This window comes from Nocardioides sp. SLBN-35, from assembly GCF_006715725.1.
Lineage (GTDB): Bacteria > Actinomycetota > Actinomycetes > Propionibacteriales > Nocardioidaceae > Nocardioides.
Window position 1 is genome coordinate 5,021,327 of the sequence record NZ_VFNU01000001.1, and the last position, 23,241, is coordinate 5,044,567.

13 protein-coding genes are annotated in these 23,241 nt (G+C 72.2%); 7 read left to right on the top strand and 6 right to left on the bottom strand.

What is annotated here, in order from left to right:
* Positions 1-15 precede the first annotated feature (15 nt).
* The gene (locus tag FBY23_RS24185) at positions 16-2,139 is read left to right on the top strand and encodes an O-antigen ligase (RefSeq protein ID WP_141800472.1); all 2,124 of its coding nucleotides are present in this window, start codon (positions 16-18) and stop codon (positions 2,137-2,139) included.
* Positions 2,129-3,043 carry a glycosyltransferase family 2 protein gene (locus FBY23_RS24190; protein WP_141800473.1) on the top strand — a complete coding sequence of 305 codons (915 nt, stop codon included), beginning with the start codon at positions 2,129-2,131 and terminating at the stop codon, positions 3,041-3,043. Before FBY23_RS24185 ends, FBY23_RS24190 begins: the two co-directional genes overlap by 11 nt.
* 367 nt (positions 3,044-3,410) lie before the next feature.
* Here the strand turns inward: FBY23_RS24190 and FBY23_RS24195 are convergent, their stop codons facing one another.
* On the bottom strand, positions 3,411-4,877 hold the full coding sequence (locus tag FBY23_RS24195; protein ID WP_141800474.1) for a hypothetical protein: 1,467 nt from the start codon (positions 4,875-4,877) through the stop codon (positions 3,411-3,413).
* A gap of 649 nt (positions 4,878-5,526) precedes the next feature.
* Between FBY23_RS24195 and FBY23_RS24200 the strand changes: the two genes are divergently transcribed.
* Positions 5,527-6,978, top strand: a complete 1,452-nt coding sequence (locus tag FBY23_RS24200) for a carbohydrate binding domain-containing protein (RefSeq protein WP_160158357.1) — start codon at positions 5,527-5,529, stop codon at positions 6,976-6,978.
* 39 nt (positions 6,979-7,017) lie between these two features.
* On the opposite strand, the gene FBY23_RS24205 is transcribed toward FBY23_RS24200, so the two are convergent.
* From FBY23_RS24205 to FBY23_RS24225, 5 genes are read right to left on the bottom strand one after another with little or no spacing between them, the layout of a single operon-like run.
* Positions 7,018-8,187 (bottom strand): hypothetical protein, encoded by a 1,170-nt coding sequence (locus FBY23_RS24205; RefSeq protein WP_141800476.1) that lies wholly within the window; start codon positions 8,185-8,187, stop codon positions 7,018-7,020.
* Positions 8,188-8,192: 5 nt separating this feature from the next.
* Entirely contained in the window at positions 8,193-9,392 is a 1,200-nt protein-coding gene (locus FBY23_RS24210; protein WP_160158358.1) for a ParB N-terminal domain-containing protein, read from the bottom strand.
* Positions 9,389-10,273, bottom strand: coding sequence for a sulfotransferase (locus FBY23_RS24215; protein WP_141800478.1), 885 nt, complete (start codon positions 10,271-10,273; stop codon positions 9,389-9,391). Before FBY23_RS24215 ends, FBY23_RS24210 begins: the two co-directional genes overlap by 4 nt.
* The gene (locus FBY23_RS24220) at positions 10,270-11,745 is read right to left on the bottom strand and encodes a lipopolysaccharide biosynthesis protein (protein ID WP_141800479.1); all 1,476 of its coding nucleotides are present in this window, start codon (positions 11,743-11,745) and stop codon (positions 10,270-10,272) included. The genes FBY23_RS24215 and FBY23_RS24220 overlap by 4 nt, the downstream gene beginning before the upstream one ends.
* Positions 11,742-13,148: a hypothetical protein gene (locus tag FBY23_RS24225; protein WP_141800480.1), complete on the bottom strand. Its 1,407-nt coding sequence runs from the start codon at positions 13,146-13,148 to the stop codon at positions 11,742-11,744. The genes FBY23_RS24220 and FBY23_RS24225 overlap by 4 nt, the downstream gene beginning before the upstream one ends.
* A 385-nt stretch (positions 13,149-13,533) precedes the next feature.
* On the opposite strand from FBY23_RS24225, the gene FBY23_RS26785 reads away from it, so the two are divergent.
* From FBY23_RS26785 to FBY23_RS24245, 4 genes are all read left to right on the top strand, one after another.
* Positions 13,534-18,957, top strand: coding sequence for a PKD domain-containing protein (locus FBY23_RS26785; protein WP_160158359.1), 5,424 nt, complete (start codon positions 13,534-13,536; stop codon positions 18,955-18,957).
* Positions 18,958-19,200: 243 nt separating this feature from the next.
* Positions 19,201-20,646 (top strand): sensor histidine kinase KdpD, encoded by a 1,446-nt coding sequence (locus tag FBY23_RS24235; protein ID WP_141800482.1) that lies wholly within the window; start codon positions 19,201-19,203, stop codon positions 20,644-20,646.
* Between the two features lie 5 nt (positions 20,647-20,651).
* Positions 20,652-21,338, top strand: coding sequence for a response regulator transcription factor (locus FBY23_RS24240; protein WP_260806531.1), 687 nt, complete (start codon positions 20,652-20,654; stop codon positions 21,336-21,338).
* A gap of 476 nt (positions 21,339-21,814) precedes the next feature.
* Positions 21,815-23,239 (top strand): hypothetical protein, encoded by a 1,425-nt coding sequence (locus FBY23_RS24245; protein ID WP_141800483.1) that lies wholly within the window; start codon positions 21,815-21,817, stop codon positions 23,237-23,239.
* Positions 23,240-23,241 lie beyond the last annotated feature (2 nt).

Below are 23,241 nucleotides of genomic sequence, written 5' to 3' on the forward strand. Positions count from 1 at the left end.
GGGTTCGCTTGCTCCATGACGTCCGCCACGTCACCGGGGGACCGGCCCGGACGGGGACCGACAGGGCGAGCCGAGCGCTGCTTCGTCGTCGGGATCGTCGGCCTGCCCCTGTGGTGGGTGCTGGGGTTGGCGTCCGTCGTGCCCCTGCTGGTCGCCGTACCGCTGCTGCTGGACCTGCGGCGCCGCCGGCGGGTCGTGGTGCCGTCCGGGTTCGGGTGGTGGCTGCTCTTCCTGGCCTGGGTCGCGCTCGGCGTCGGCACGCTGTGGGCCGCGGCCCCGGGTGCCGTCGACGACGGCGGAGCGGGGCGGCTGATGGTGTTCGGCTACCGGCTGTGCTGGTACGTCGCGTCCACCGTCGTGCTGGTCTGGCTCGGCAACACCCCGCCGGACCGGATCTCCGACCGGGTCGTGCACCGGATGATGGCGGCGGTGTTCGTCGTCGCCGTGGCCGGCGGGCTGCTCGGTCTGGTGGCACCGGACCTGTCGATCACGACGCTGGCCGAGCGGGTGCTCCCTCACGGCCTGCGCAGCAACGGCTTCGTGAGCACGCTGGTCTCGGCGCGGGCCTCGGACGTGCAGACCGTCCTCGGCGTCCCGGAGCCCCGGCCCAAGGCCCCGTTCCCCTACACGAACACGTGGGGCAGCGTGATGTCGCTGGGCCTGGTCTACTTCGTCGCGACCGTCGCGCGCTCGCGCTCCCGGTTGCGCCTGCTCGCGCCGGTCGTGCTGGCGCTGGCCGCGATCCCCGTCGTGTGGAGCCTCAACCGCGGGCTGTGGCTGGCGGTCGGCAGCTGCTGCATCGGCCTGCTCGTGCTGCTGGCGACCCGCCGCAACCACACGGCGCTCGCCGGGCTGGCGGTGGTGGTCGTCCTCGGCGGCTTCGCGCTGACCAGCACCCCGCTCGGTACGACGATCTCCGAGCGCCTCAGCCATCCGCACAGCAACGAGCGCCGCTCCCAGCTGCTGGTCGCGACGGTCGACTCGATGACCCGCGGCTCGCCCGTCGTGGGCTTCGGCAGCACCCGCAACGTGGCGGGCACCTTCACCTCGATCGCCGGTGGCGCGAAGCCGGACTGCCCCGCCTGTGGCGTGCCCCCGCTCGGCACCCAGGGCCAGCTGTGGCTGGTGCTGTTCTCCCAGGGCTGGGTGGGGACCGTGTTCTTCCTGGCGTTCTTCGTGCTCGCGCTGCGACGGACCTGGCGATGTCGGACGCTGAACCAGACCGTCGCGACGTTCGTGATCGGCGTCTTCCTGCTCCAGCTGTCGGTCTACGACACGATGGAGCTCCCGATGATGCTGGTGATGACCGCCATCGGCCTGGCCTGGCGCGAGCAGGGCGGCGGCAGCCGGCTGCGGTCCCCCGGCCGGCGGGCCGCGGTGGTCGTGGCCGGTACGGCGGCGCTCGGCGGGCTCCTCGGCGCAGCCACCACGCTCCGCCACGACCCGCACCGCACCAGCACGGTCACCGTCGCGCTCACCCCGTCTCCGACGTACCTGGACGTGGGCGACTTCGCGCGCGAGGTGACCGTGGGGGCGCTGGTCGACCAGCCGGTGGTCCAGCCGGTCGCCGCGACCATCGACACCGAGGCCGCGCTGGTCCGCTCCCAGCGGGCGCTCGCCCGCGCCGGGCAGCGGGTCGCGATGTCACCCCGCGAGCTGCGCGACGACATCAGCGTCACGGCGCCCCCGCTGTCGACGGTGCTGCAGCTGACCCTGACCACGGCGGCACCGCACGACCCCGAGGCCGCCGCGCGGGCCGTCGCCGAGGAGTACCTCGCCGAACGGCGCACCTACCTGGAGGACCGGCGCACCACGCTCGTCGCGCGGCTCCAGGAGCGGCTGGCCGCCATCGACCCGACCGATCCCGCGTGGGCCGCCACCCGGACCTACCTGCGCGCCGCGATCGACCACCTCACGACCCACCGGCCCGACGCCGGGACCCTGATCCGGCTCACGCCCGCGCGCCCCGTCGGCGCGGACCGCGGCGTACCGGTGACCAGCGGACTCGCGCTCGGCGGTCTCGCGGGACTGATCGGCGTACGCCTGCCCCGGCGCAGGCGCAGCAAGACCCGGACAACAAAAGAGCCCCCGGCCGGTCTGCCGGCGAGGGCCGAGGAGGTGCTGGTCCATGCAGGATGACATCTGGCCCGAGGTCGACGTCGTGATCGCGACCCACGACCGCCCCGTCATGGTGCGCGAGGCGATCGCGGCGGTGCTCGAGCAGGAGTATCCCGGTCGCATCCGCGTGATCGTCGTCTTCGACCGCTCCGAGCCCGACCCGCTGCTCGTGCGGACCACGGTCGAGCGGCAGGTCGACGTGGTCCGCAACACCCGCAGTCCCGGGCTCGCGGGCGCCCGCAACACCGGGATCCTCGCCGGCCGCGGCGACCTGGTCGCCTTCTGCGACGACGACGACCTCTGGCTCCCCGACAAGCTGCGCCGCCAGGTGCGCGCACTCGCCGGCAGCACCGCCCCGACGTCGGTCACCGGAATCGAGGTGACCTACGACGGCACCACCACCCGCCGGGTGCCGGCGCCGGCCGAGCTCGAGCTGCGCCACCTGGTCCGGCACCGGACGATGGCCGCGCACCCGTCCTCGGTCGTCGTACGGCGGCACGACCTCGTGCACCGGATCGGGCTCGTCGACGAGGAGATCCCCGGCAGCTACGGCGAGGACTTCGACTGGATGATCCGCGCCGCACAGCACGGCGGCTTCGCGCTCGTCGAGGCGCCGCTGGTGCGGGTGCGGTGGGGCGGGTCCCAGTTCTCCCAGCAGTGGGCGACCATCGCGGCCGCGATCGACTACGGCCTGGCCAAGCACCCGGCCTTCTTCGACGACCGGCGGGCCCTGGCCCGCGAGACCGGTCGCAAGGCGTTCGCCCTCGCCGCCCTCGGCCGCCGCGACGCCCTCCCCTGGGCCGCCCGGACCGCCTGGAGCTCACCGCTCGAGCCGCGCGCGTACCTGGCCGCGGCGGTCGCGCTGCACCTGGTGAGCGCCGAGCGGCTGTTGCACCTGGCTCATCGGCGGGGGCACGGGATCTGAGCCGTCGCGAGGCATTCGCGCCACCAGTCGACCGATGGCCGACGGTTCCCGCCCGTCCTTGGACCCGATTGCCAACGGCATCAAACCTGGGGCGCTTCAAGGCGCCTGTCGAGGTCGAGCCGACCGCGGCCACGACCGTTCGCGCCGTGGAGTGCCGGCTGGATGCGACCGTCGACCGCCACTGGTCGGAGCTGCGACAGTCGCAGGACACACCACCCCCGACACCGGCTGCGCCCACAGCGACGCCGACTCCCACACCGAGTCCCCCACCGACGAATCAGCCGTGCCCGCCGTCCGGAGAACCCTCCGCGAGTCCGGCCCCGACCGAGGTGCCCACGTGCCGACGAGCACGCCGGAACCCGAGCCGTCAGGCGGCGAGGTCGCCGGCGAGGGTGAGTTCCTGTTCGGCGTGGAGTTGGTATTCGGCTCGGGTGATGGGTCGGGTGCCGCCGCCGGTGACGAGGCGGTAGAGACCGTGGGGTGTGCCCCAGATCCATCGGTCGGGCCCGAGCTGCAGGACGGTATAGCCGGAGACATGCGTCTTGGCGCGATGGTGGGGCCGGGTGAGGGGCGTGTCGTTGTGATCACCGGTCTGGCCGGGTGGGCCGTGCTTGTCGTACGGCGTGGTGTGGTCGTGGTCCGGTGCCCGACCTTGTTTCGTGAAGAGGTTGGTGGCGTGGGGGAACACGTCCCCGACCGTGCGTAGCTGGGTGCGACGTTTGACGTCGGTGGGGTGCTCGTAGCCGTTGACCGACCGTCCGGTGTGCAGGTCGATGACCGGTTGGACGGTGATGGTCGCGTGCCGGCGCAGGAGGTTGCGGACCTGGGCGAGGAGCCTCGGGCCGAGGTTCTCGATGCGGGCGAGGGGTCCGAACTCGCCGGTGTCGGTCAGGGAGATGTGGACGATGAGCTCGGCGGTCGGGCTGCGGTGGTCTCGTGACGGTTGCTGCGCAACCTCCTCGACCTCCGGGGTTGACGGTTGCTGCGCAGCCTCCTCGACCTCCTCTGCCTGCGAGGTGTCGTCGATGCTGTTCAGGAAGGCGAGGACGGCGGCGGGGTCGGCGAGCATGGCGAACGCCTCGGCCCGCCAGTGGTCCAACGAGAATGGTTCGGCACCGTCGGGGACGTCGGCGTGCTCGGCGAGGGCAGCTGCGAGGTCGTCGACGGTGTGTTGGTGGGCGAGGGCGTCGGCCTCGTCGAGCCGCGCGAACACCGTCCCGATCCCCGCAGTGCCGTCGGTGTCGTCGACCTGGGATCCGGGGCGGGGCTTGGGGTACCAGACGCCCTTGTCGTTCTGATTCTTGCTGATCCGGGCCTGGTGGGCGACGGGGTCGGCCTCGATCACCTTGGCTTCAGCGATCGCGAGAATCCGCGACGGTGCCTCGTCCAGAGCAGCAGCCACCGCGGTGTCGACGACCCGTACCTGGCGGCGGTCGAGGCTGCGGGACATCCGTGCAACCCGCCGCACCACCCACACCTCACAACGTCCCTCGCGGACCCCGACCCACACGGACGGGAGGCGGTGACGCAGGTCGAACGCATCGGCCAACGCGCCACGGGTCACGAGCACGTGCTCGTGACGGGCGATCGCCATCTCGACCAGCGCGAGGTCGGCCACCTCCGGAGTCCCGTCGCCACCCAGGGCGATGAGCCGCGGCCCACCGAACCGGACCGGGACCGCGCCAGGTTCGGCCTGCGGGTCACCGGAGTGCAGATCGGCCCAGGCCAGCAGCAGTTCCAGCTGCTGGACCTCGTGGAGCCGGCGGATCCGGACGCCGTCGTCGGCCGCGTGGAGCAACTGCTCCGGCGTGGCATCCGAGAGGTCCGAGATCATGCCTCGATTCTATCGCACACATGTTCGAATGACGAGGCCTGTCGGGGACTTTCTCCTTGTTTCTAGGGGTTTTCGACCGCGCGCGAACCGCAGCCCGACCGCGGAACCCAGCCACCTCCCGACGTTCCTCGTCGCTGCCTTTCGGAACGCAACCGGCTACGCACCCGAAGGCCCGCGGACAGTTCGCGCAAACGGCCCCGGTGGTTTCGAGGCTCGTCGCTAGCGCTCCTCGCACCTCAACCACCGGACGAGGCGTCATCATGGTTTCGTGACGGGCGATCGCCATCCCCAGCAAGCACGGGTCGACCACCTGCGGCATGCCGTCCGAGAGGTGCAGGATCATGACTCGATCCCGTCGCGCACATGCTGGAACGAACAGGTCTTCTCGACGACCTTCCCTTGTCGTCCAGGACGGTTTCGAGGTTGGTCGGGTGGTTTCGAGGCTCGTCGCTGGCGCTCCTCGCACCTCAACCACCGCAGGGCTCGTCGCTGGCGCTCCTCGCACCTCAACCACGGCATGCGCCGTACCTCAAATGGGGGAGGATATTGGCCCCGAACTCTCCTTCCGGTTCCAATCGAGCCGATGACAAGAGAGAACGAGGGCCGTAATCCCGCTCCCACGGCCCCGGAGATCCGGGGAGGTGGCGTCGTGCAGGACGCCGAGAAGACGAAGAACAAGAACGGCCTCGTGCGGTGGCTCTGGCTACCGGTCCTGGCTGCGGTGCTGATGGCCAGCGCCGTCGCGGCGGTGCCGACGTCGGCGCAGCCCGGCACGGCAGCGAAGGAGACGGTCCCGACCGGCACCTTCGAGTCGCACCTGGACGGGTTCGCCGGTGTCGGCGGCAGCCGGGTGAAGCTGTCGCGCACCGGCGCGGGACGCAACCACAGCCGCGCGCTGGTCGTCCGGACCAAGAAGCACGGGCCGGCCGCGGCCGTGAGCAAGCGCAAGTTCGGCGGCGCCCACGCCAAGGGCACGGCGTACGTCGTGCGGGCCTGGGTCCGATCGACCGGCCAGCGCGCCGTCGCGCTGCGGGTCCGTGAGGTCAAGGGACACACCCTGCAGACCAAGACGAGGACCGTGAACGCCAAGGGCCGGGCCTGGACCCGGGTGAAGGTCAAGATGACCGCGAAGGCGGCGAACTCGGTGTTCAAGCTCCGATTCCGTACGCCGTCGCTCACCTCGGGGCAGCGCCTGCTGGTCGACGACCTGCGGGTCACCCCCCGTGGCGGCAAGGGCGCGGCGGGCACGCTGACCAACGGCTGCAGCCGGGACGCGCGCGGCATCCCCGCGTGCGGCACGTACATCGGCGCGGCCCACGGCGGCAACACGGACCCCACCGCGCTCGAGCAGCAGCTCGGCAGCAAGCTCGCGGTGCGCCGTACCTACTACACCGGCACCGGCGTCTCCAGCGCCGTCAAGACCGCCACGACCGACCTGGCCGCCGGCCGGCTGCCGTGGATCAGCTTCAAGCCGCCGTACAGCTGGACCGAGATGGCCGACGGCAAGGGCGACGCCTGGGCGAGTGACCTCGCGCAGCGCCTGGCCGCGCTCGACGGCCCGGTCTGGGTGGCCTTCCACCACGAGCCGGAGAACGACGGCGACATCCAGGAGTGGCGCCGGATGCAGGAGCACCTCGCGCCGATCATCCGCGGCATCGCCCCGAACGTGGCGTTCACCGTGATCGTGACCGGCTGGCACCAGTTCTACGGTGACCCGCAGTACAGCCTGGCGAACATCTGGCCGCGGGGCGTGAAGATCGACGTCGCGGGCTTCGACATCTACCAGGAGTACGGCGCGGTCAAGGACGGCAAGATGGACCTGCGCTGGGTCGACATGCCCGGCTACTTCCAGAAGATCGCGGCCTGGGCTCGCACCGTCGACGTCGACTGGGCGCTCGGCGAGACCGGGATCACCGACAAGGCGGCCGTCGACCGGCCGACCGAGATCGCCAACACCGTGCAGAGCATGGAGGACTTCGGCGGGATCGCCTACTCCTACTTCGACAGCGAGCTCAACAGCACCGCTCCGTGGACGCTCGGCACCCCGGAGAAGCTCAACGAGTTCGCCCAGGTGCTGGCCGGATCGCCGCACCTGCGCTGAGCGTAGGCCGAGATCCCCTCTCGAGCGCCTGCCCCGGGTTCACACCTGGGTCAGGCGCTCGAGTGCGATCAGGGTCTGCATCGCGCGCGGCGAGATGTGCTCGCCGCCGGGCACCTCCACCAGGCGCAGGTAGCGGGTCAGGATCGCGACCAGGTAGAGCAGGCTCGTCACGTGCGGCTCGCCACCGAGGCTGCGGTCGCGGTACGACGCGAAGCACAGTGCGCGCAGCACGCCCTCCGGTGACGTCGGCACGCCGGCGTTGAACGAGTTCACGACGTAGTGCAGCGGGTCCAGGCCCATCGGCACGCCGGTCTCGAACCGCTCCCAGTCCCACAGCAGGACGGCGTCGCCGGCGATCGCCATGTTCCACGGGGTCCAGTCGCCGTGCCAGGCACCCCAGCTCAGCTCCCGGCGGCCGACGATCGAGTCGACGCGCTCCATCGCCCGCCCGAAGCGGCCGCGCAGCACCGGGTCCGTCAGCGCGCCGGTCGCCTCCCACTGGCGGTGCCACCACGCGGAGTCGGCGAGCCGCCCGTCCGTCGAGGCGAAGGACGACGCGAGCTCGGTCATCGCCTCCTCGGGAGGCGTCCAGGACCGCCGGTGCCGACGCCAGGGCGAGGGCTGCAGCGGTCCGATCACGAGGACCGGCCGCCCGGCCCACGACGTACGGGCCAGCAAGGGGGGTGGGACCACGTGCTCGTACGAGAGCGCCGTCACGGTCGCCAGGGCCCGGCCCTCCGCGGTGACGTCGGCGCAGGTGTTCTCCGACCAGCCGACCTTGGCGAACGCCCGGCAACGGCCGTCCTCGTCGAAGACCTGCAGCACCGGCTTCCGGTTCACCCGGGCGGTGCCGATGCTGATGCTGAAGCTGACCCTGGTCCCGAGGACCTCCGAGAGGTGCTCGGCCAGCCCGTCGTGGCCGCCGCGGATCTCGACCCGCTGCCGCAGCAGGCCGGGGACGGCGCGCACGGCGGCACCCGCGGCCACCCGGGTCGTCGTCTCCCACCACGAGGAGGCGGTGCTGAACCGGCGCAGCGAGGCGCCGGCGGCCGTCGCCGACTCCACCGGCACGAGGACGGTGGGGTCCTCGCCACGGCTGAGCAGGGCGTAGCGGGCACGGACCGGCCGGCCGTCGCCCGCCGTACCGGCCGGGACGACGTCGGCGCCGGGCCACAGCTCGGCGACCGTCTCGAGGAGCTCGCTGGTCACCGCGCTCACCGGTCCCCGCGGGTGCACACGAACAGGTGCCGTCCGTAGTTCTCGGCGTACGGGCCGACCGCGTCGCGGTCGGGGCCGAGGTCGAGGACCTGTTCGAAGGTGGTGTTGGTCAGCAGGAACTCGCGGATGTGCTCGGGGTTCCAGCCGCGCAGCGACTTGTGGAACCAGCGCTCGTGCTCCTGCCCGGTGTCGAAGAAGAGCACCCGCCGCGTCGACCTGTCGAGCAGCCGGATCAGCTCGACCTCGTCGCAGGCACCGCGGCCGAGGACGAAGTGGTGCAGCAGGCTGAAGCACGACACCACGTCCCACTGCTCCCGGGTCCCGCGCAGGGCGTCGACGACGTCACCGATCCGGATCCGGTCCGGGTCGACGCCGTAGACCAGCCGGCCCAGGGTGGCGCCGAGCGGGTCGCGCTCGATGCCCTCGGCCGCCATCCCGCGCTCCGCCATCTGGCCGACGAACCAGCCGTAGCAGCTGGCCACGTCGAGGTAGCTCCCCTCGAGCAGGCCCCGCGGGCGCAGGAAGGCCTCCATCGCCTCGAGCCGGTCGATGCAGCAGCGCACGATCGGCCACATCGCCGTGAGCTCGGGTGAGTCGACCGGCTGGTAGAGCTCCCGGCCGCCCTCGAGCCACGACATCTCGTGGAGCAGGTCCTGCAGCGGCGTGGTCACCTTGCCGCGGCGAACCCGCACGGGCGTCGTGGTCGCCCCGGCCGCGGCGGCCAGCGCGATCCGGTGGTGGCCGTCGATCACCTGGAAGCAGCTCGAGTCCGCGATCGGTACGACGAGCACCGGCTGGCCCGGCGGCGAGTGCATCACCCCCGTCGGCACGTCGGCGGACCGACCCGCCGCGCGGGCGAGGACCTGCCGGGCCTGGGCCACGATCCCGGCGTCGTCGGTCGCGTCGAAGTAGACCCCGGTGTGTCGGATGCAGGCTCGTGCCATCCGCGCGTAGGAGGACCTGAGGATGTCCCGGTCGGACTGCTCGGGGCCGCGTTCCAGCAGGTGCGCGTGCGGCCCCTCGACGACCCGGCGCGAGGGCCACAGCGGGTCGATCATGGCCGTCGCGAACTCGTGTCCGGTCATCCCGTTCTGCCCCCCGAGGAGCAGGTGCGACAGGCGGACCTCACGGGTCCCGGCGTGCCACCTGGTGCCCCGGGCCAACCGGTGTCGGACGGGTGCGGAGAGAACGGTCATCGCGATGATTCCTTTCGCCAGCTGGGCACCCGGCCGAGAACCTCGGTGAGGCGGGCGTCGTGCTCGTCGAAGTGCCGCCGCAGGCGGGCCTCGAGGTCGGGTGGCAGCGGCTCGCCCGGCCGCTCGTTCCATCGGCCGACCTCGTCCGGGCGGTGCACCGGCAGGCCGAGTCGGCGCTGCAGGTCGACGTACACCGGGACCGGGTCGGCGAAGAGCTCGTCGGCCTCGACGACGTGCACGCGCTCGGGACCGAGCGCAGCGACGAAGCGGTCCAGCTGCGCGGCGTACTCACCGCGTTGGAGGTAGGCGTGGTGCCGGTGCTCGAAGCTGACGGCGCCCGGATCGGCGACCAGCAGTGCGGCGGCACCCGCCGTCCGCTCCCTCTCGCGGTCGACGGCCTCGGCGAACGGCAGCGTGTCGAACCCGCGGGCCAGCTCGTGGCGGTGGGCCGAGTGGGCGCGTGCGACGGGGTCGCGGACCATCGCCACGACCTGGACGCCCGGCAGCTCGCGGGCGATCCGCTCGGCCGCGAGCGGGTGGAAGAGGTAGTAGCCGCTGCACTCGAAGCTGGTCCGACGCCACCGGCCCGGTCGGCGTAGCGGGAAGTGGGCGCGGTACCAGCGCCGGCCGTGCCGGTAGCCGTCGTCGAAGTAGCCGGTGCCCTTGTCGACGGTGGGGCGACGCAGGTGCGGGTGCTCGCTGAGCAGGCGGAACAGGGTGGTCGTCCCGGCCCGCTGGGCGCCGACGACGATGACCGCCGGCTCCTCGCGCAGGTCGGCGGTCAGCCAGCCCCACCCGAGGAGGACCGCCCGCGCCGCACGGACCGCGGGCTCGGGCAGCCGGCGCCGGGCCCGGCCCGCGACCGCGCGCAGGCCGCTCATGCCGGCACCAGCTCGGGGCGCGCCGGGAGAAAGAGGTCGACGGCCAGCCGGGCACGCAGCCTCCACACCACGGCGGCGTACCCGACCGCGACGACCGCCGCGGCCAGCAGCCAGGTCGCCGGCGACAGGCCGCCGAGCAGCTGGAGCGCGGCGAGCGGCAGGCCGACGCAGCCGAGGGGAACGGCTGCGGCGAGGAGCAGGAGACGGCGCCCGGGCAGCAGCCCGATGTCGCCCCGGACCTGGACCACGGCGAGCGTGCACCGCACGACGACCGCGACCGCCCAGGCCAGCGCGGCGCCGGCGATGCCCATCCGGGGCACCAGCAGCAGGCACCCGCCGACGTCGATGACCAGCGCGACGAGGGTGTTGGCGAGGCTGCGGGTGCTGCGCCCGGTCATCAGGAGCAGGGTGTCGACGGGGCCCGAGGCGACCGCGACCAGCATCCCGCCGGCCATCACGAGGGCGACGGTGCGCGCGTCGTCGGTGGTGTACGCCGGCCCGAACCACCCGAGGTAGGCCAGCGGCGACGCCGCCACACACAGGTAGACCGGCCACGCCAGCAGCACGCTCCAACCGGTCGTCACCGCGAACACCCGGCTGAGCAGCGCGCGCCGTGCGCTCGCGTCCCCCTCGGCGCCGGCCAGGATCAGCGTGAACCGCGGCTGCACCACCGAGGACACCGCCTGGTTGGCCAGCTGACCGAAGACCACGAACCGGGTCGCCACGGTGTAGATCGCGGCGTCCGTGGGCGACAGGAGCCACGCCACCAGCACGATGTCGAGACGTTGCACGCCGACCTGCGCGATCCGGGCGGCCCCGCGGGCCCAGGTGAACCGCCAGAACGCGCGGGGCGTCACCGCCTCTCCCCCGCCCGCCGCGGGCCGAGGGGTGCGCAGCACGCGGTGCAGGGCGCGGACCGCGAGCACCGCGCTCAGCAGGTACGCCGCCCCCCAGGCCAGCGCCAGCGCCGCGCCCGGCAGGCCGGCCACGACGACGGCGGTCACCAGCACGATCTGCGCCGCGGGGCGCACGATCCGCTCGATGAGCACGGCGGCCCGGAACCTCGCGTGGGCCTGGACCGCGGCCAGGCACAGGTCGGAGGTGGCAGCGAGCGGCAGCGCCCAGACCAGCCACCGGGTGTCGGGCCACCAGGTCGCCAGGGCCAGCGCCAGCCCGCCCGCCGCCACCAGCACGGGGACGGCCGCCATCACGACCAGTCGTCGTACGGCGGCCGGCTCGTCGGTTCGCAGCACGAACCGGGCCAGCCCGGTGTCCGTCCCGAGCCCGGCGGCCGCGAGCGCGACGACGAACAGCGCCGACGCGGCGAAGAACCGGCCGGCCGGATCCGGGTCGACGCCCCGGGTCACCACCAGCACCAGCCCGAAGCCGGCGACGGTGCTGAGCACGGCGCCGAGCAGGGTCGCCGTGCTGCCCCGTGCGACGGCACGCAGGTGCTCGGAGGTATCGGTCACGACTCGTCCTCGCGGCCGTGGGTGAGGATCAGCCCGGCGACGACGGCGCCGGCCCGCTCGGCCTCGTCGGCGAGGACCGCGAGGTCGGCCTCGGTCGCCGTCCCCTGCGCGATCTCGGCCACCACGACGGTCGACGCGGCGAGCACGGCCCGCCCGACCGTCGTACCGAGTCCGGGCGAGCGGAGCAGCACCAGGTCGGCGCGCTTGGCGAGTTCGGCGAGGCTGCGGCGCATCTCGGCGGAGGCCGCGAGGTCGTCGAGGTTGTCGGGTGGCGATGGCGCGTCCTCCGCACCGGGCACGAGGGGACGAAGCCGGCTGCGGAAGTGGCCGTCCTCGACGAGGACGTCACTGACGACGGCGTCCTGCAGCACCAGCTCGGCCATCGCCTGCCGGTCCGCGCGGCGGGTCAGGTCGACGGCGACGACCTCGTAGCGGGCGCGCACGAACGAGTCGACGAGCGCGGGGAAGGCGATCGAGGGACCGGCAGCGACCGCGCCCACGGCGACGACGGGAGGCCGGTCCGAACCGACAGCGAGCACCACAGATCGCGCGTGGGCGATCACGTCGCTGTCGGCCCGGACCGGGGTCCAGAGCTCGCCGAGGACGGTCGGGCCGGCGTCGGCGAGGTCGTCCAGGTGCCGTACGACGTCCGGTGCCGCGCTGGTGCGGCGGACCACCGCGATCCCCAGCGCCACGAGGGCGGCGAGGAGACCCGCGATCCCACCGACCCGCGCCGGGGAGGCCCACAGCCCGGCGCCGACGACCTGCCCCGGGGTGACCACCTGGCCGGGGTCGAGCGCGACGGCCTGGGCCGCGGCGAGCTGGGCACGCAACGAGCTGATCTGGACGACGACCTCCTGCACCTGCTGCTGGATCAGCGCCCGCTCGGGTGCGTCGCTCTTGAGCTGGTCGAGATGGGCGACGGCCGCGTCCCGCTCGTCCTCGCGCTGCTTGACCAGCTCCTCGAGGCGCGAGGTCTGCTCGTAGACGGCCGACTCGGTGCGCGAGCGGCGGAACTCGAGGTAGACGTCGCCGAAGGCCGACGCCCGGGCCACCGCGGTCGCGTCGTCGTGGCCGCGTGCGGTGATCTGGAGCAGCTGGGTGTTGGGCGGCACCGCGACGGTGACGGCGGCGAGCAGGTCGGCCGGCGTGCCGGTCTCGTGGAGCTGGTCGAGGACGGCGCGGGCCACCGTGTCCGACCGCAGCACCTGTGCCTCGGTCTCGAGGTTGACCAGGTCGTCCCCCCGGCCGCCGGGGCTGTAGGCGTTGCCCTCCAGCGGGTGGAGCATGATCGTGGCGGTCCCGACGTGCTCCTGGGAGCGGCGCTGTGCCCAGCCCCAGGCGGCGGCACCCGCGAGCAGCCCCGCGAGGAGCGCGAGCACGACGACTCGCAGTGGAAACACACGACGCTGCTCCACGTCCACCTCCCCGGTCCAGGTCCGGCAGATCGGTCGGGGTCGACCGAGCCGGTCCGCTCGATGACCGGTTCATCATGGGCGCCCCCGGAGGCCGGGGAGCACGGAGTCGGCAGATACCCCCAATTTGTGGGATGGGTCGGCTCCGGGGTGCCGAGACCCCCGAAAGTACGGGCGAATCCTGCCCAATATCGGTCATGCCGCCGACCGGCGCCGGTTGACACGATCACACCGCCCTCAAGGACCGAGGGAACATGCGAGTGCGGGGACGGTGAGGCAGATGCGCACAACCACCACCAGTCGGCGTCAACCGGTCCCTAGCCGACGATGGCGGCGCGTCGCCCGGGCGGTCGTCCCCATCATCACCGCCTTCGTGGTCGTCCCCGCACTCGCGCCACTCAGCCCGCTCGCCCCGCCGGCCCAGGCCGCGCCCGGCGTCGTCTCGTACGTCGACTCGGCGAGCACCGCCGGAAACCGGACCTCGCACGTCGTCCGGATCCCGAGCACCGTCCAGGCCGGCGACGTGCTCCTCCTGGAGCTCACCACCAACAACACCGCCGCCACGATCGCCGACCTCCCGGGCTGGAACCTGATGGCCACCCGCGACGGAAACGGCATCCTGAGCCGGCTGTGGAGCCGGACCGCGGTCGCCGCAGACGCAGGCGTCAACGTCTCTGTCACGACCAGCGCCGCGGCCAAGTCGGTGATCGCGGTCGCCGCCTACCGCAGCTCGGGCGTCACCCCGTCGGCCGTCGCCGTCGCCGGCGGGTCGGACTCCTCCAGCACCAACGTCGACGCCCCGGCGATCGCCGTCACCGACGCCGGCTCCTGGCTGGTCGGCGTGTGGACCGAGAAGTCCTCGACCGACAGCACCTGGACGCTGCCGGCCGGCACCTCCAGCCGCACCACCGCCGCCACCACCGGCAGCGGCAAGATCAGCGGCGTGTGGGGCGACTCCAACGGCCCCGTCGCCACCGGTACGGCGCCCGCCCGCACCGCGACCCTCTCCTCGGCCGCCTCACGCAGCGCCACGTTCTCGGTCGTGATCAGCCCCGGGCAGCTCAGCGACACCGCGCCGCAGGCGTCCTTCACCGCGGGCTGCAGCGGGCTCACCTGCTCCTTCGACGCGTCCGGCTCGCTCGACGCGGACGGCGACACCCTCACCTACGCGTGGGCCTTCGGCGACGGGCAGACCGGTACCGGTCGTACGCCCACCCACACCTACGCCACCGCCGGGCCGCGCACGGTGACCCTGACCGTGAGCGACGGCAGCCACCAGGACGTCACCACCCGTCAGGTCAGCCCGGACGTGACGGTCACTGCCGGCGAGATCCAGTACGTCGGCGCGGCCAGCACCGCCGGCAACGCGCCCGGGCGCTCGGTGACCATCCCGGGCGCCGTCGAGCCCGGCGACCGGCTCGTCCTCTTCTTCGTCACGAACACCACGACCGTCCCGATCGACGACCCTGCAGGGTGGACGTTGATCCAGACCCGTGACGGCAACGGGATCCGCGGTCGGGCCTGGACCCGCAGCGCGACCGCGGCCGACGCCGGCCGCGACGTCACCGTGTCGAGCGGGACGACGTACGTGAAGTCCGCGATGACCGTCGCTGCCTACCGCAGCACGGGACCTGCCGTGGTCGGGGCGTCTGCTCTGGGGGGTGTGGACGCCCCGGCCACCAGCCACACCGCACCGGCCGTCACCGCGGCCCACGCGAACTCGTGGCTGGTCAACGTGTGGAGCGAGAAGTCATCCACCGAGACCGTCTGGACCCTGCCCGCCAGCGAGAAGGCGCGGACCCAGGCCGCTGCTTCGGGGACCGGCAAGGTGAGCGCGATCCTCGGCGACTCCGACGGCTCCGTACCCGTCGGCCCGGTCCCCGGGCGGACCGCCACCACCAGCACGTCCGTCTCGCGCGACATGCTCCTCTCGGTCGTCATCGACCCCGGCGTCGACGCGACGTCCACCAACGAGCCACCGGTCGCCGACTTCTCGACCGGCTGCGCGGGCATGACCTGTGAGTTCGACGCCTCGCACTCCTACGACCTCGACAAGGACGCGCTGACCTACACCTGGCAGTTCGGCGACGGGCAGACCGGGACGGGCGTCAAGCCGTCGCACACCTACGCGACCACCGGCACCCGGACGGTCACGCTCACCGTGAACGACGGCAACGGCCACACCGACCAGGCCACCGGCACCGCCACCGCGGTGCCGTCCGACCCGACGCCGGGCCACACCGCGCTCGTGCCCGACACGCCGCGCACCAACCAGCCGACCATCACCGACGGTGAGATCTGGGACATCGAGGTCGTCGGCAACCGCGTCTACATCGCCGGCACGTTCACCTCGATCCGCCAGCCCAACAACGGCGCGATCATCAACCAGGCCGGCCTCGCGGCGTACAACTGGAGCACGGGGCAGGTCGACACCGGCTTCCGGCCGACCTTCACCAACGGCGGCGTGGACGCGGTCGAGGCCACGCCCGACGGCACCAAGCTCTACATCTCCGGCACCTTCGGCACGGTCAACGGCCAGACCAGGAAGGCGATCGCGCGGATCGATCCCGCGACCGGCGCGCCGATCGCCGGCTTCACCGCCAACGCCAACGGCAAGGTCAACGAGCTCGCGGTCACCAACACGACCGTGTACGCCGGCGGCCGCTTCAGCACCATCAACAACGTGCCACGCGGCGCGCTCGCCGCCCTCGACGGCGTGACCGGCGCTGTCCGCGGCGACTTCGTCAACAACATCTCCGGCGGCATCGGCACCAACGGCGACCTGGCGGTGCAGCGGCTCAAGCTGAGCCACGACGAGGGTCGTCTGCTCGTGGTCCACACCGGGCGCCAGGTCAACGGCCAGGACCGGTACGGCGTCGCGATCATCAACACCCGCACCAACAAGCTGACCCCGTGGAAGACCACGCTGTGGCAGGACAACCTGCAGTTCGTGGGTGGCATCCAGCGCGCCTACGGCGGCGACATCTCGCCCGACGACTCCTACTTCATCGTCACCAGCGGCTCCGGCGGCGACCGACCGCCGATCAACGACACGGTGGTCCGGTTCAACCTCGACGAGGACCCGGACGCGCAGCCGGTCTGGATCACACGCCAGTTCGACTCGACGTACTCGGTGGCGATCACCGAGGCCGGCATCTACGTCGGCGGCCACTTCCAGTGGTCCGAGTCGGCGACCGCACCGCTGCCCTGGCCCGGTCTCGACGACGTCGGCTACGGCACCGGCCAGGGGCTGTCGGCGTACGCCCTGGGCGACGCGGTGGTCAAGCGCGCCCACCTCGCGGCGCTCGACCCGGTGGACGGTCACGCCCTGGAGTGGTTCGTGTCGTCCAACTCCAACGAGGGCGACAAGCACCTCGAGGCGACGCCGCGCGGCCTGTTCGTGGGCGGTGACGGCAACACCAAGGGCGGCTACAACGTCGGCCGGATCGCCTTCCTCGACTTCAACAGCGTGCCGGCCCAGAACGGCACCCAGACCACGATCACCGCTCCCATCGAGGGCCGGATCGAGCCCGTGAACACGCCGTACGAGATCACCGGCACGGCGACCGCCGCCACCGGCATCAACCGGGTCGAGGTCGAGATCCAGGACCGCAACTCCAACCGCTACCTCAACGACGACCTCACCACGTGGGGCACCACGACGCTCAACACCTTCAACGCGACGCTCGACCCGGGCACCGGGCCGACCCGCACCTGGCGGCTCCCGGTCACGATGACCAACAACCGCGAGCTGCTCGTCCGGGCTCGCGCGGTGGCCGGCAACGGCACGGGCGACAACACCAAGGCGTCGAAGAAGTACGAGACCTTCGGGACGTCCGACGCACCACCGACGACGAGCATCACCGGACCGTCGAGCCCGCAGGCCCAGACGACCTTCACCATCACCGGCAGCGCGTCCGACGACATCGGCGTCAACGGGGTGAGCCTGACCCTGCGCGACACCCAGAACCGCTACCTGCAGGACGACGGCACGGTGTCCTTCACCTACAACTCCTTCCAGATCACGCCCGACGTCGTCGGCGCGACGACCACGACCTGGTCCTACGAGGTGACCGTGCCCTTCGAGGACGAGTGGTGGGGCCAGGCCCGCTCCTCCGACACGGGCGGCCAGTCCTCGCTCGACACCGCCGACCGGCGCTGGATCGTCACGGCCAACGGACAGGCACCCGCGGTGTCGATCACACAACCGGTCCCGATGGTGCCGCCGACGACGGTCCAGCCGGTGACGGTCACTCCCGGCAGCCCGATCACGTTCGCCGGCTCGGCGACCGACGACCAGTCGTTGCACCAGGTGTGGGTGACGCTGCGCAACACCTCGACCGGTGAGCGGCTCGCCGCCGACGGCTCGTGGGGCACCAATGTGATCGCGGGCTCGTACCGGATCTCGCCGGTCAACATCAACCAGGCGAGCTACAACTGGAGCTACACGACGCCCTTCAGCCTCAGTCCCGGCACCTATACCTTCACCGTCAGCGCCGACGACAACATCGGGCTCTCGACGTCCTCGGCCAACCAGGGCCGGTTGACGCTCAACGCCACGATCCCCGGCGACAGCCCACCCAATGCGACCATCACCCCGACCGGCACGATCACCGGCCAGCAGGTGCTGCTGCTGAACCTCACCGGCTCCGCCACCGACGACAAGGGCGTCGCCCGCGTCGCCGTGTCGCTCCGCGACGCCGACACCAGCCGCTACCTCCAGCCGGACGGCACCATGTCCGCCTCGCTCGCCTACCTGGACGCCACCCTGGCCAGTCCCGGCGCGCCGAGCACGACCTGGTCGCTGAACCGGGCGCTGCCCGCCCAGGGCGACTGGAACGTGACGGCGTACGCCTGGGACAGTGCGGGTCAGCAGGACCCGTCGACCAGCGGAGCGACGTCTCGCTACCCGATCTACCCCGGTGACCAGCCCCCGGTGCTGACCGAGGACCTGCTCAGCCCGACCGAGGGCACCGTGTTCCCGGACGGCAAGATCTTCGTGAGCGGGCGTGCCGAGGACGACCAGGCGATGCAGCAGGTGCAGGTCGGGATCGTGAACTCGGCCGGGCAGTACATGAGCTCGTCGGGCACCTTCACCAGCACGACCGCGAGCTGGCGCACGGCGTTCCTGAACAGCCCCGGAACGCCCGGCTCGAACTTCTCCTACACCACACCGGTGATCCCGGCCGGTGACTACACCGTGCAGGTGCGGGCGATCGACCAGCACAACTTCATCAGTGCGGTCTACGAGCGGCACGCGACGGTCACCCACCCGCCGAACAACCCGCCGGTGGCGAGCTTCACCGTCAGCTGCACCAACAACGTGTGCACCTTCGACGCGCGCGGCTCGACGGACGAGAACGCCGCGACGCTGACGTACGCGTGGAACTTCGGCAACGGCAGCGGCAGTGGCCCGCTCCCGACCCGCACCTACACGGCGGCCGGGACCTACACGGTCACGCTCACCGCGAAGGACGAGTGGGGCGACACCGGCACGGCGACGCAGACCGTCACGATCGCCATCCCGCCCGGCAACCGGGCGCCGGTCGCCGTGCTCAACCCGCCGGCCTGCTCGGGCCTGGTCTGCAACTTCTCGGCCGTCGGCTCGAGCGACCCCGACACGGGCGACACGATCACCTACCGCTGGGTCTGGGGCGACGGCACCGCCAACTCGACGACGAGCTCGGCGTCCCACACCTTCCCGGCGGCCGGCAGCTACACCGTGGAGCTGACCGTGACCGACGGCTGGGGAGTGGCGACCACGACCACCCGCTCCGTGACCGTGTCGACACCCTGAGGATGGTGACGCCGTACCAACACGCCCGACCGATCGGCCAAAAATTGGGTACGTTGAGGCCTTCCTCGACGACGGACCGGAGACCCGCGCATAATCGCCAGCATGACGAGTCCGCACCCGGACCGTCAGTCCCGGCGCTCACGCAGGGCGCTCTCTCGGGCGGTCACTGGTCGGTCGTCTCTCCCCTCCCTGAGAGCTGCTGACCGCGCGCCCCTGTGGTGGGCCCTGCTCCTCGCGTGTCTGATGCTCCACCCGTACGGCGTCCTGCTTCTCGAGGCACCGTCCGCCCAGTCCCTGGCCGCCGCCGGGCACCTGTGCATGGTCCTGGCGGACCTGGTCCTGATCGCCAGTGCCCTGGTCCTCACCTTCGACGTGAGCATCGGGCAGAGCCTGGTCAAGGCCAGGATGGCGACGGCGATCACGCTGGTGGCCGTCCAGGACCTGCCGCTCGTGGTGATGTCGCTCGGCGATGCCGCGCACGGCGGCCACAGCTACCGGCTCACCGCCGGGCACCTGGTGACGGTCGTCGTCCTGTACGGCGTCTTCTCCGTCGGCGCTCGCGACCAGCGCCCGCCGCGGCTGAACCCGATGCTCGGCGGGCTGCTGCTGGGCCTCGGCGTGCTGGCCGCGCGGTTGGGCCTGATCCTCACCGACCCGTCGCCGTTCCTGTCGGTCCACCGGTGGCAGGACCAGCTGGTGCTCGCGGCGATCGCCGTCGTCACCGTGCTGGTCGCCCTGCGCCTGCTGCGCTCGGCGCTGCCCGCCTGGGCCGCGCAGCGCATCGCATGCGGCATCTTCGTGATCTTCGCGGCCCGGGTCTGGGCGACGCTCACCGAGGCCACCTCGCCGCCCCCGGTGGCGATGGCGGGCGTGGTGCTGTGCTCCTCCCTGGTCGCCACCACCGCGATCGGCATGCTCGTCTCCTCGCTGCGCGAGCACACCACCCGGGAGGCCAGCCTGGTGCTGCGGGCCGCCGAGGCGGAGGCGACCGTCCAGCACGATCGCGAGGTGGTCCACGAGATGCGCGCCGCCACGGCCGGCATCGTCGCCGGCGTCCATCTGCTCGCCAGCGACCAGCTGCCGCCGGGACCGCGTCGCCTGGCGCTCAAGCACATGGTCGACGTCGAGGCGGCCCGCCTCGGCCGGACCTGCACCGACGACGGTCCCGACCAGCTCGCCGCACTCGCGGTCGACCACGTCGTCGAACCGCTCGTCATCGCCCAGGAGGCGCTCGGCCACCGGGTGCACTGGCATCCCGACGGGCACCGCGTGCTCGCCCGTCACGACACCCTCGCGGAGGTCCTCAACGTGCTGCTCACCAACGCCCACCGCCATGCCCACGGACACGCCACGACCATCTCCTCGCGACGGGTCGGGGAGCACGTCGAGATCCGCGTATGCGACCGCGGCCCCGGCCTCGAGCCCGGCCTCGAGGAGCGGCTGTTCCAGTGGGGAGCGCGCGGCACCGGCTCGACCGGCCAGGGCATCGGCCTGCAACGCGCCCACCGGCTGATGCTCGAGCTCGGCGGCTCGCTCCACCACGACCCGGCAGCCGCCACGCTCGGCGGCGCGACCTTCGTGGTCACCCTGCGCAGCGCCGACACCGACGCGGACCTCGCGCGGACGCCGCACGTCCGGCCCGCCGTACCTCCGGAGCCGTCGGTCCCGACGGCCCTGGCAGCGGGCTGACGACCATGTCGACCGGACGCCCGCGCCCCATGCGGATCACCATCATCGACGACCACGCGCTGTTCGCGGAGTCGGTCTCGCTGACCCTCGAGGCCGAGGGGTACGGCGTACGCCGGATCGACCTGACCGACGAGCACACCACCCTGGCCACCGTGCTCGCGACCGCCCTGCGCAGCGCGCCCCGGGTGATCCTGCTCGACCTCGACCTGGGACGCGTCGGCGACGGCATGCGGCTGATCACGCCGCTCGCCGCCGCCGGGATCGCCGTCGTCGTGGTGACCGGCAGCGGTGAGAGCGCCCGCCGCGGCGAGTGCCTGCGCCGCGGCGCCAAGGCGGTGCTCGTGAAGACCTGTCCGCTGCACGAGGTCGTCGCCACGGTCCGCCGGGCCCGCGACGGCCTGCCCCTGATGAACGCCCAGGAACGCGGCTCCCTGATCGAGATCGCCCTCCACGACCGCGACGAGGTCCGCGACATCCGGACCCGGCTCGACCGGCTGACCCGGCGCGAGATGGAGGTGCTCGGCGCCCTCATGCGCGGCGCACCGGTCCGCGAGATCGCCCGCACCAGCGTGGTGTCCGAGGCCACCGTCCGCACCCAGGTGAAGTCGATCCTGGCCAAGCTGGAGATGAGCTCCCAGCTCGCCGCCGTCGGTGCGGCGTACAAGGTCGGCTGGCACCCGCCGCAGGGCTGAGGGTCTCGCGGTGGTTGACGTGCGAGGAGCGCCAGCGACGAGTCTCGAAACCACCTGGGCTATTCGTGTGAACTGTCCGTGGGCTTCGGTTGCGTCAGTGGTTGCGTTCCGAAAGACAGCGACGAGGAGGGTCGGGTGGTGGCTGGGTTCCGCGGTCGGGCGACGGTCCACGCCTGGAGGTCGAGGAGGTCGCGCAGCGACCGTCACGAGACCACCGCAACCGACCTCGTCCGATGGTCGAGGTGCGAGGAGCGCCAGCGACGAGCCTCGAAACCACCTGAGCTATTGCGCGAACTCCCAGCGGGCTTCGGGTACGTAGCCGGTTGCGTTCCGAAAGGCCGCAACGAGGACGGTCGGGAGATGGCCGGGTTCGGCGGTCGGGTCAGAGTTCGCGCGTGGTCGAAAACCCCCTAGAAACAAGGGGAAAGTCCGCGACGGGCCTCGCTATTCGAACATATGTGCGATAGAATCGGCGCATGATCTCGGACCTCTCGGATGCCACGCCGGAGCAGCTGCTCCACGCGGCCGAGGACAGTGTCCGGGATCGGCGGAAGGCCGAGGTCCGGCAGCTCGAGCTGCTGCTCGCGTGGGCCGATCTCCACTCGGGTGATCCGCAGGCCGAGCCCGGCGCCGTACCGGTCCGGTACGGCGGTCCGCGGCTCATCACCCTGGGCGGGGACGGGACCCCGGAGGTCGCCGACCTCGCACTGGTCGAGATGGCGATCGCCCGTCACGAGCACGTGCTCGCGACCCGTGGCGCCCTGGCGGACGCGTTCGACCTGCGCCACCGCCTCCCCGCCATGTGGGAAGGCGTGAAGGCCGGCCGTTGTGAGGTGTGGGTGGTGCGGCGGGTCGCACGGATGTCCCGCACCCTCGACCGCCACCAGGCCCGCGTCGTCGACACCGCGGTCGCTGCCGCCCTGGACGAGTCGCCGTCGCGGATCCTCGCCATCGCGGAGGCCAAGGTGATCGAGGCCGACCCGGTCGCCCACGCCGCGCGGGTCAAGGAGAACCAGAACCAGAAGGGTGTCTGGTACCCCAAGCCCCGTCCCGGGGCCCAGGTCGGCGAGGACAGCGATCAGGCTGGTGTGGGGACGGTGTTCGCGCGGCTCGACGAGGCCGATGCCCTGGCCCACCAGGAGGCGGTCGAGGACCTCGCTGCCGCGCTGGCCGAGCACTGCGAGGTGCCTGAGGGTGCCGAGCCGCTGGGCATGGACCACTGGCGGGCCGAGGCGTTCGCCATGCTCGCCGACCCCGCCGCCGTCCTCGCGTTCCTGAACGGCATCGACGACACCCCGGGCACCTCGGAGGTCGAGGAGGTTGCGCAGCAACCGTCACGAGACCCCCGCCGGGTCGCGGAGATCGTCGTCCACGTCTCCCTCACCGACACCGGTGCATTCGGGCCCGTTGCCCGGGTCGAGAGCCTCGGCCCACGACTCCTCACCCAGGTGAGCGACCTCCTGGGTCGCCACACGACCATCACCGTGCAGCCCGTCATCGACCTGCACACCGGACGCTCGGTCAACGGCTACGAACACCCCACCGACGTCAAGCACCGCACCCAGCTACGCACCGTCGGAGACGTGTTCCCCCACGCCACCAGCCTCTTCGCGAAACACGGCCGGACACCGGACCACGACCACACCGTCGCCTACGACAAGCACGGCCCACCCGGCCAGACCGGTGATCACAACGACACGCCCCTCGCCCGGCACCACCACCGTGCGAAGACCCACCTCGGCTACACGGTGCTGCAGCTCGGACCCGACAAGTGGATCTGGGGCACACCCCACGGCCTCTACCGCCTCGTCACCGGCGGCGGCACCCGACCCATCACCCAGGCCGAGTACCAGGCGCACGCCCAGCAGGCGATCGTCCTCGCCGACGACTACGCCGCCTGACG

Bases quoted from the DNA above. Each gene is read 5' to 3' on its own strand.
- FBY23_RS24210 (WP_160158358.1), bottom strand. From the start codon at position 9,392: ATGACCGTTCTCTCCGCACCCGTCCGACACCGGTTGGCCCGGGGCACC.
- FBY23_RS24240 (WP_260806531.1), top strand. From the start codon at position 20,652: ATGTCGACCGGACGCCCGCGCCCCATGCGGATCACCATCATCGACGAC.
- FBY23_RS24235 (WP_141800482.1), top strand. From the start codon at position 19,201: ATGCTCCACCCGTACGGCGTCCTGCTTCTCGAGGCACCGTCCGCCCAG.
- FBY23_RS24185 (WP_141800472.1), top strand. From the start codon at position 16: ATGACGTCCGCCACGTCACCGGGGGACCGGCCCGGACGGGGACCGACA.
- FBY23_RS24195 (WP_141800474.1), bottom strand. From the start codon at position 4,877: ATGATCTCGGACCTCTCGGATGCCACGCCGGAGCAGTTGCTCCACGCG.
- FBY23_RS24215 (WP_141800478.1), bottom strand. From the start codon at position 10,273: ATGAGCGGCCTGCGCGCGGTCGCGGGCCGGGCCCGGCGCCGGCTGCCC.
- FBY23_RS24190 (WP_141800473.1), top strand. From the start codon at position 2,129: ATGCAGGATGACATCTGGCCCGAGGTCGACGTCGTGATCGCGACCCAC.
- FBY23_RS24245 (WP_141800483.1), top strand. From the start codon at position 21,815: ATGATCTCGGACCTCTCGGATGCCACGCCGGAGCAGCTGCTCCACGCG.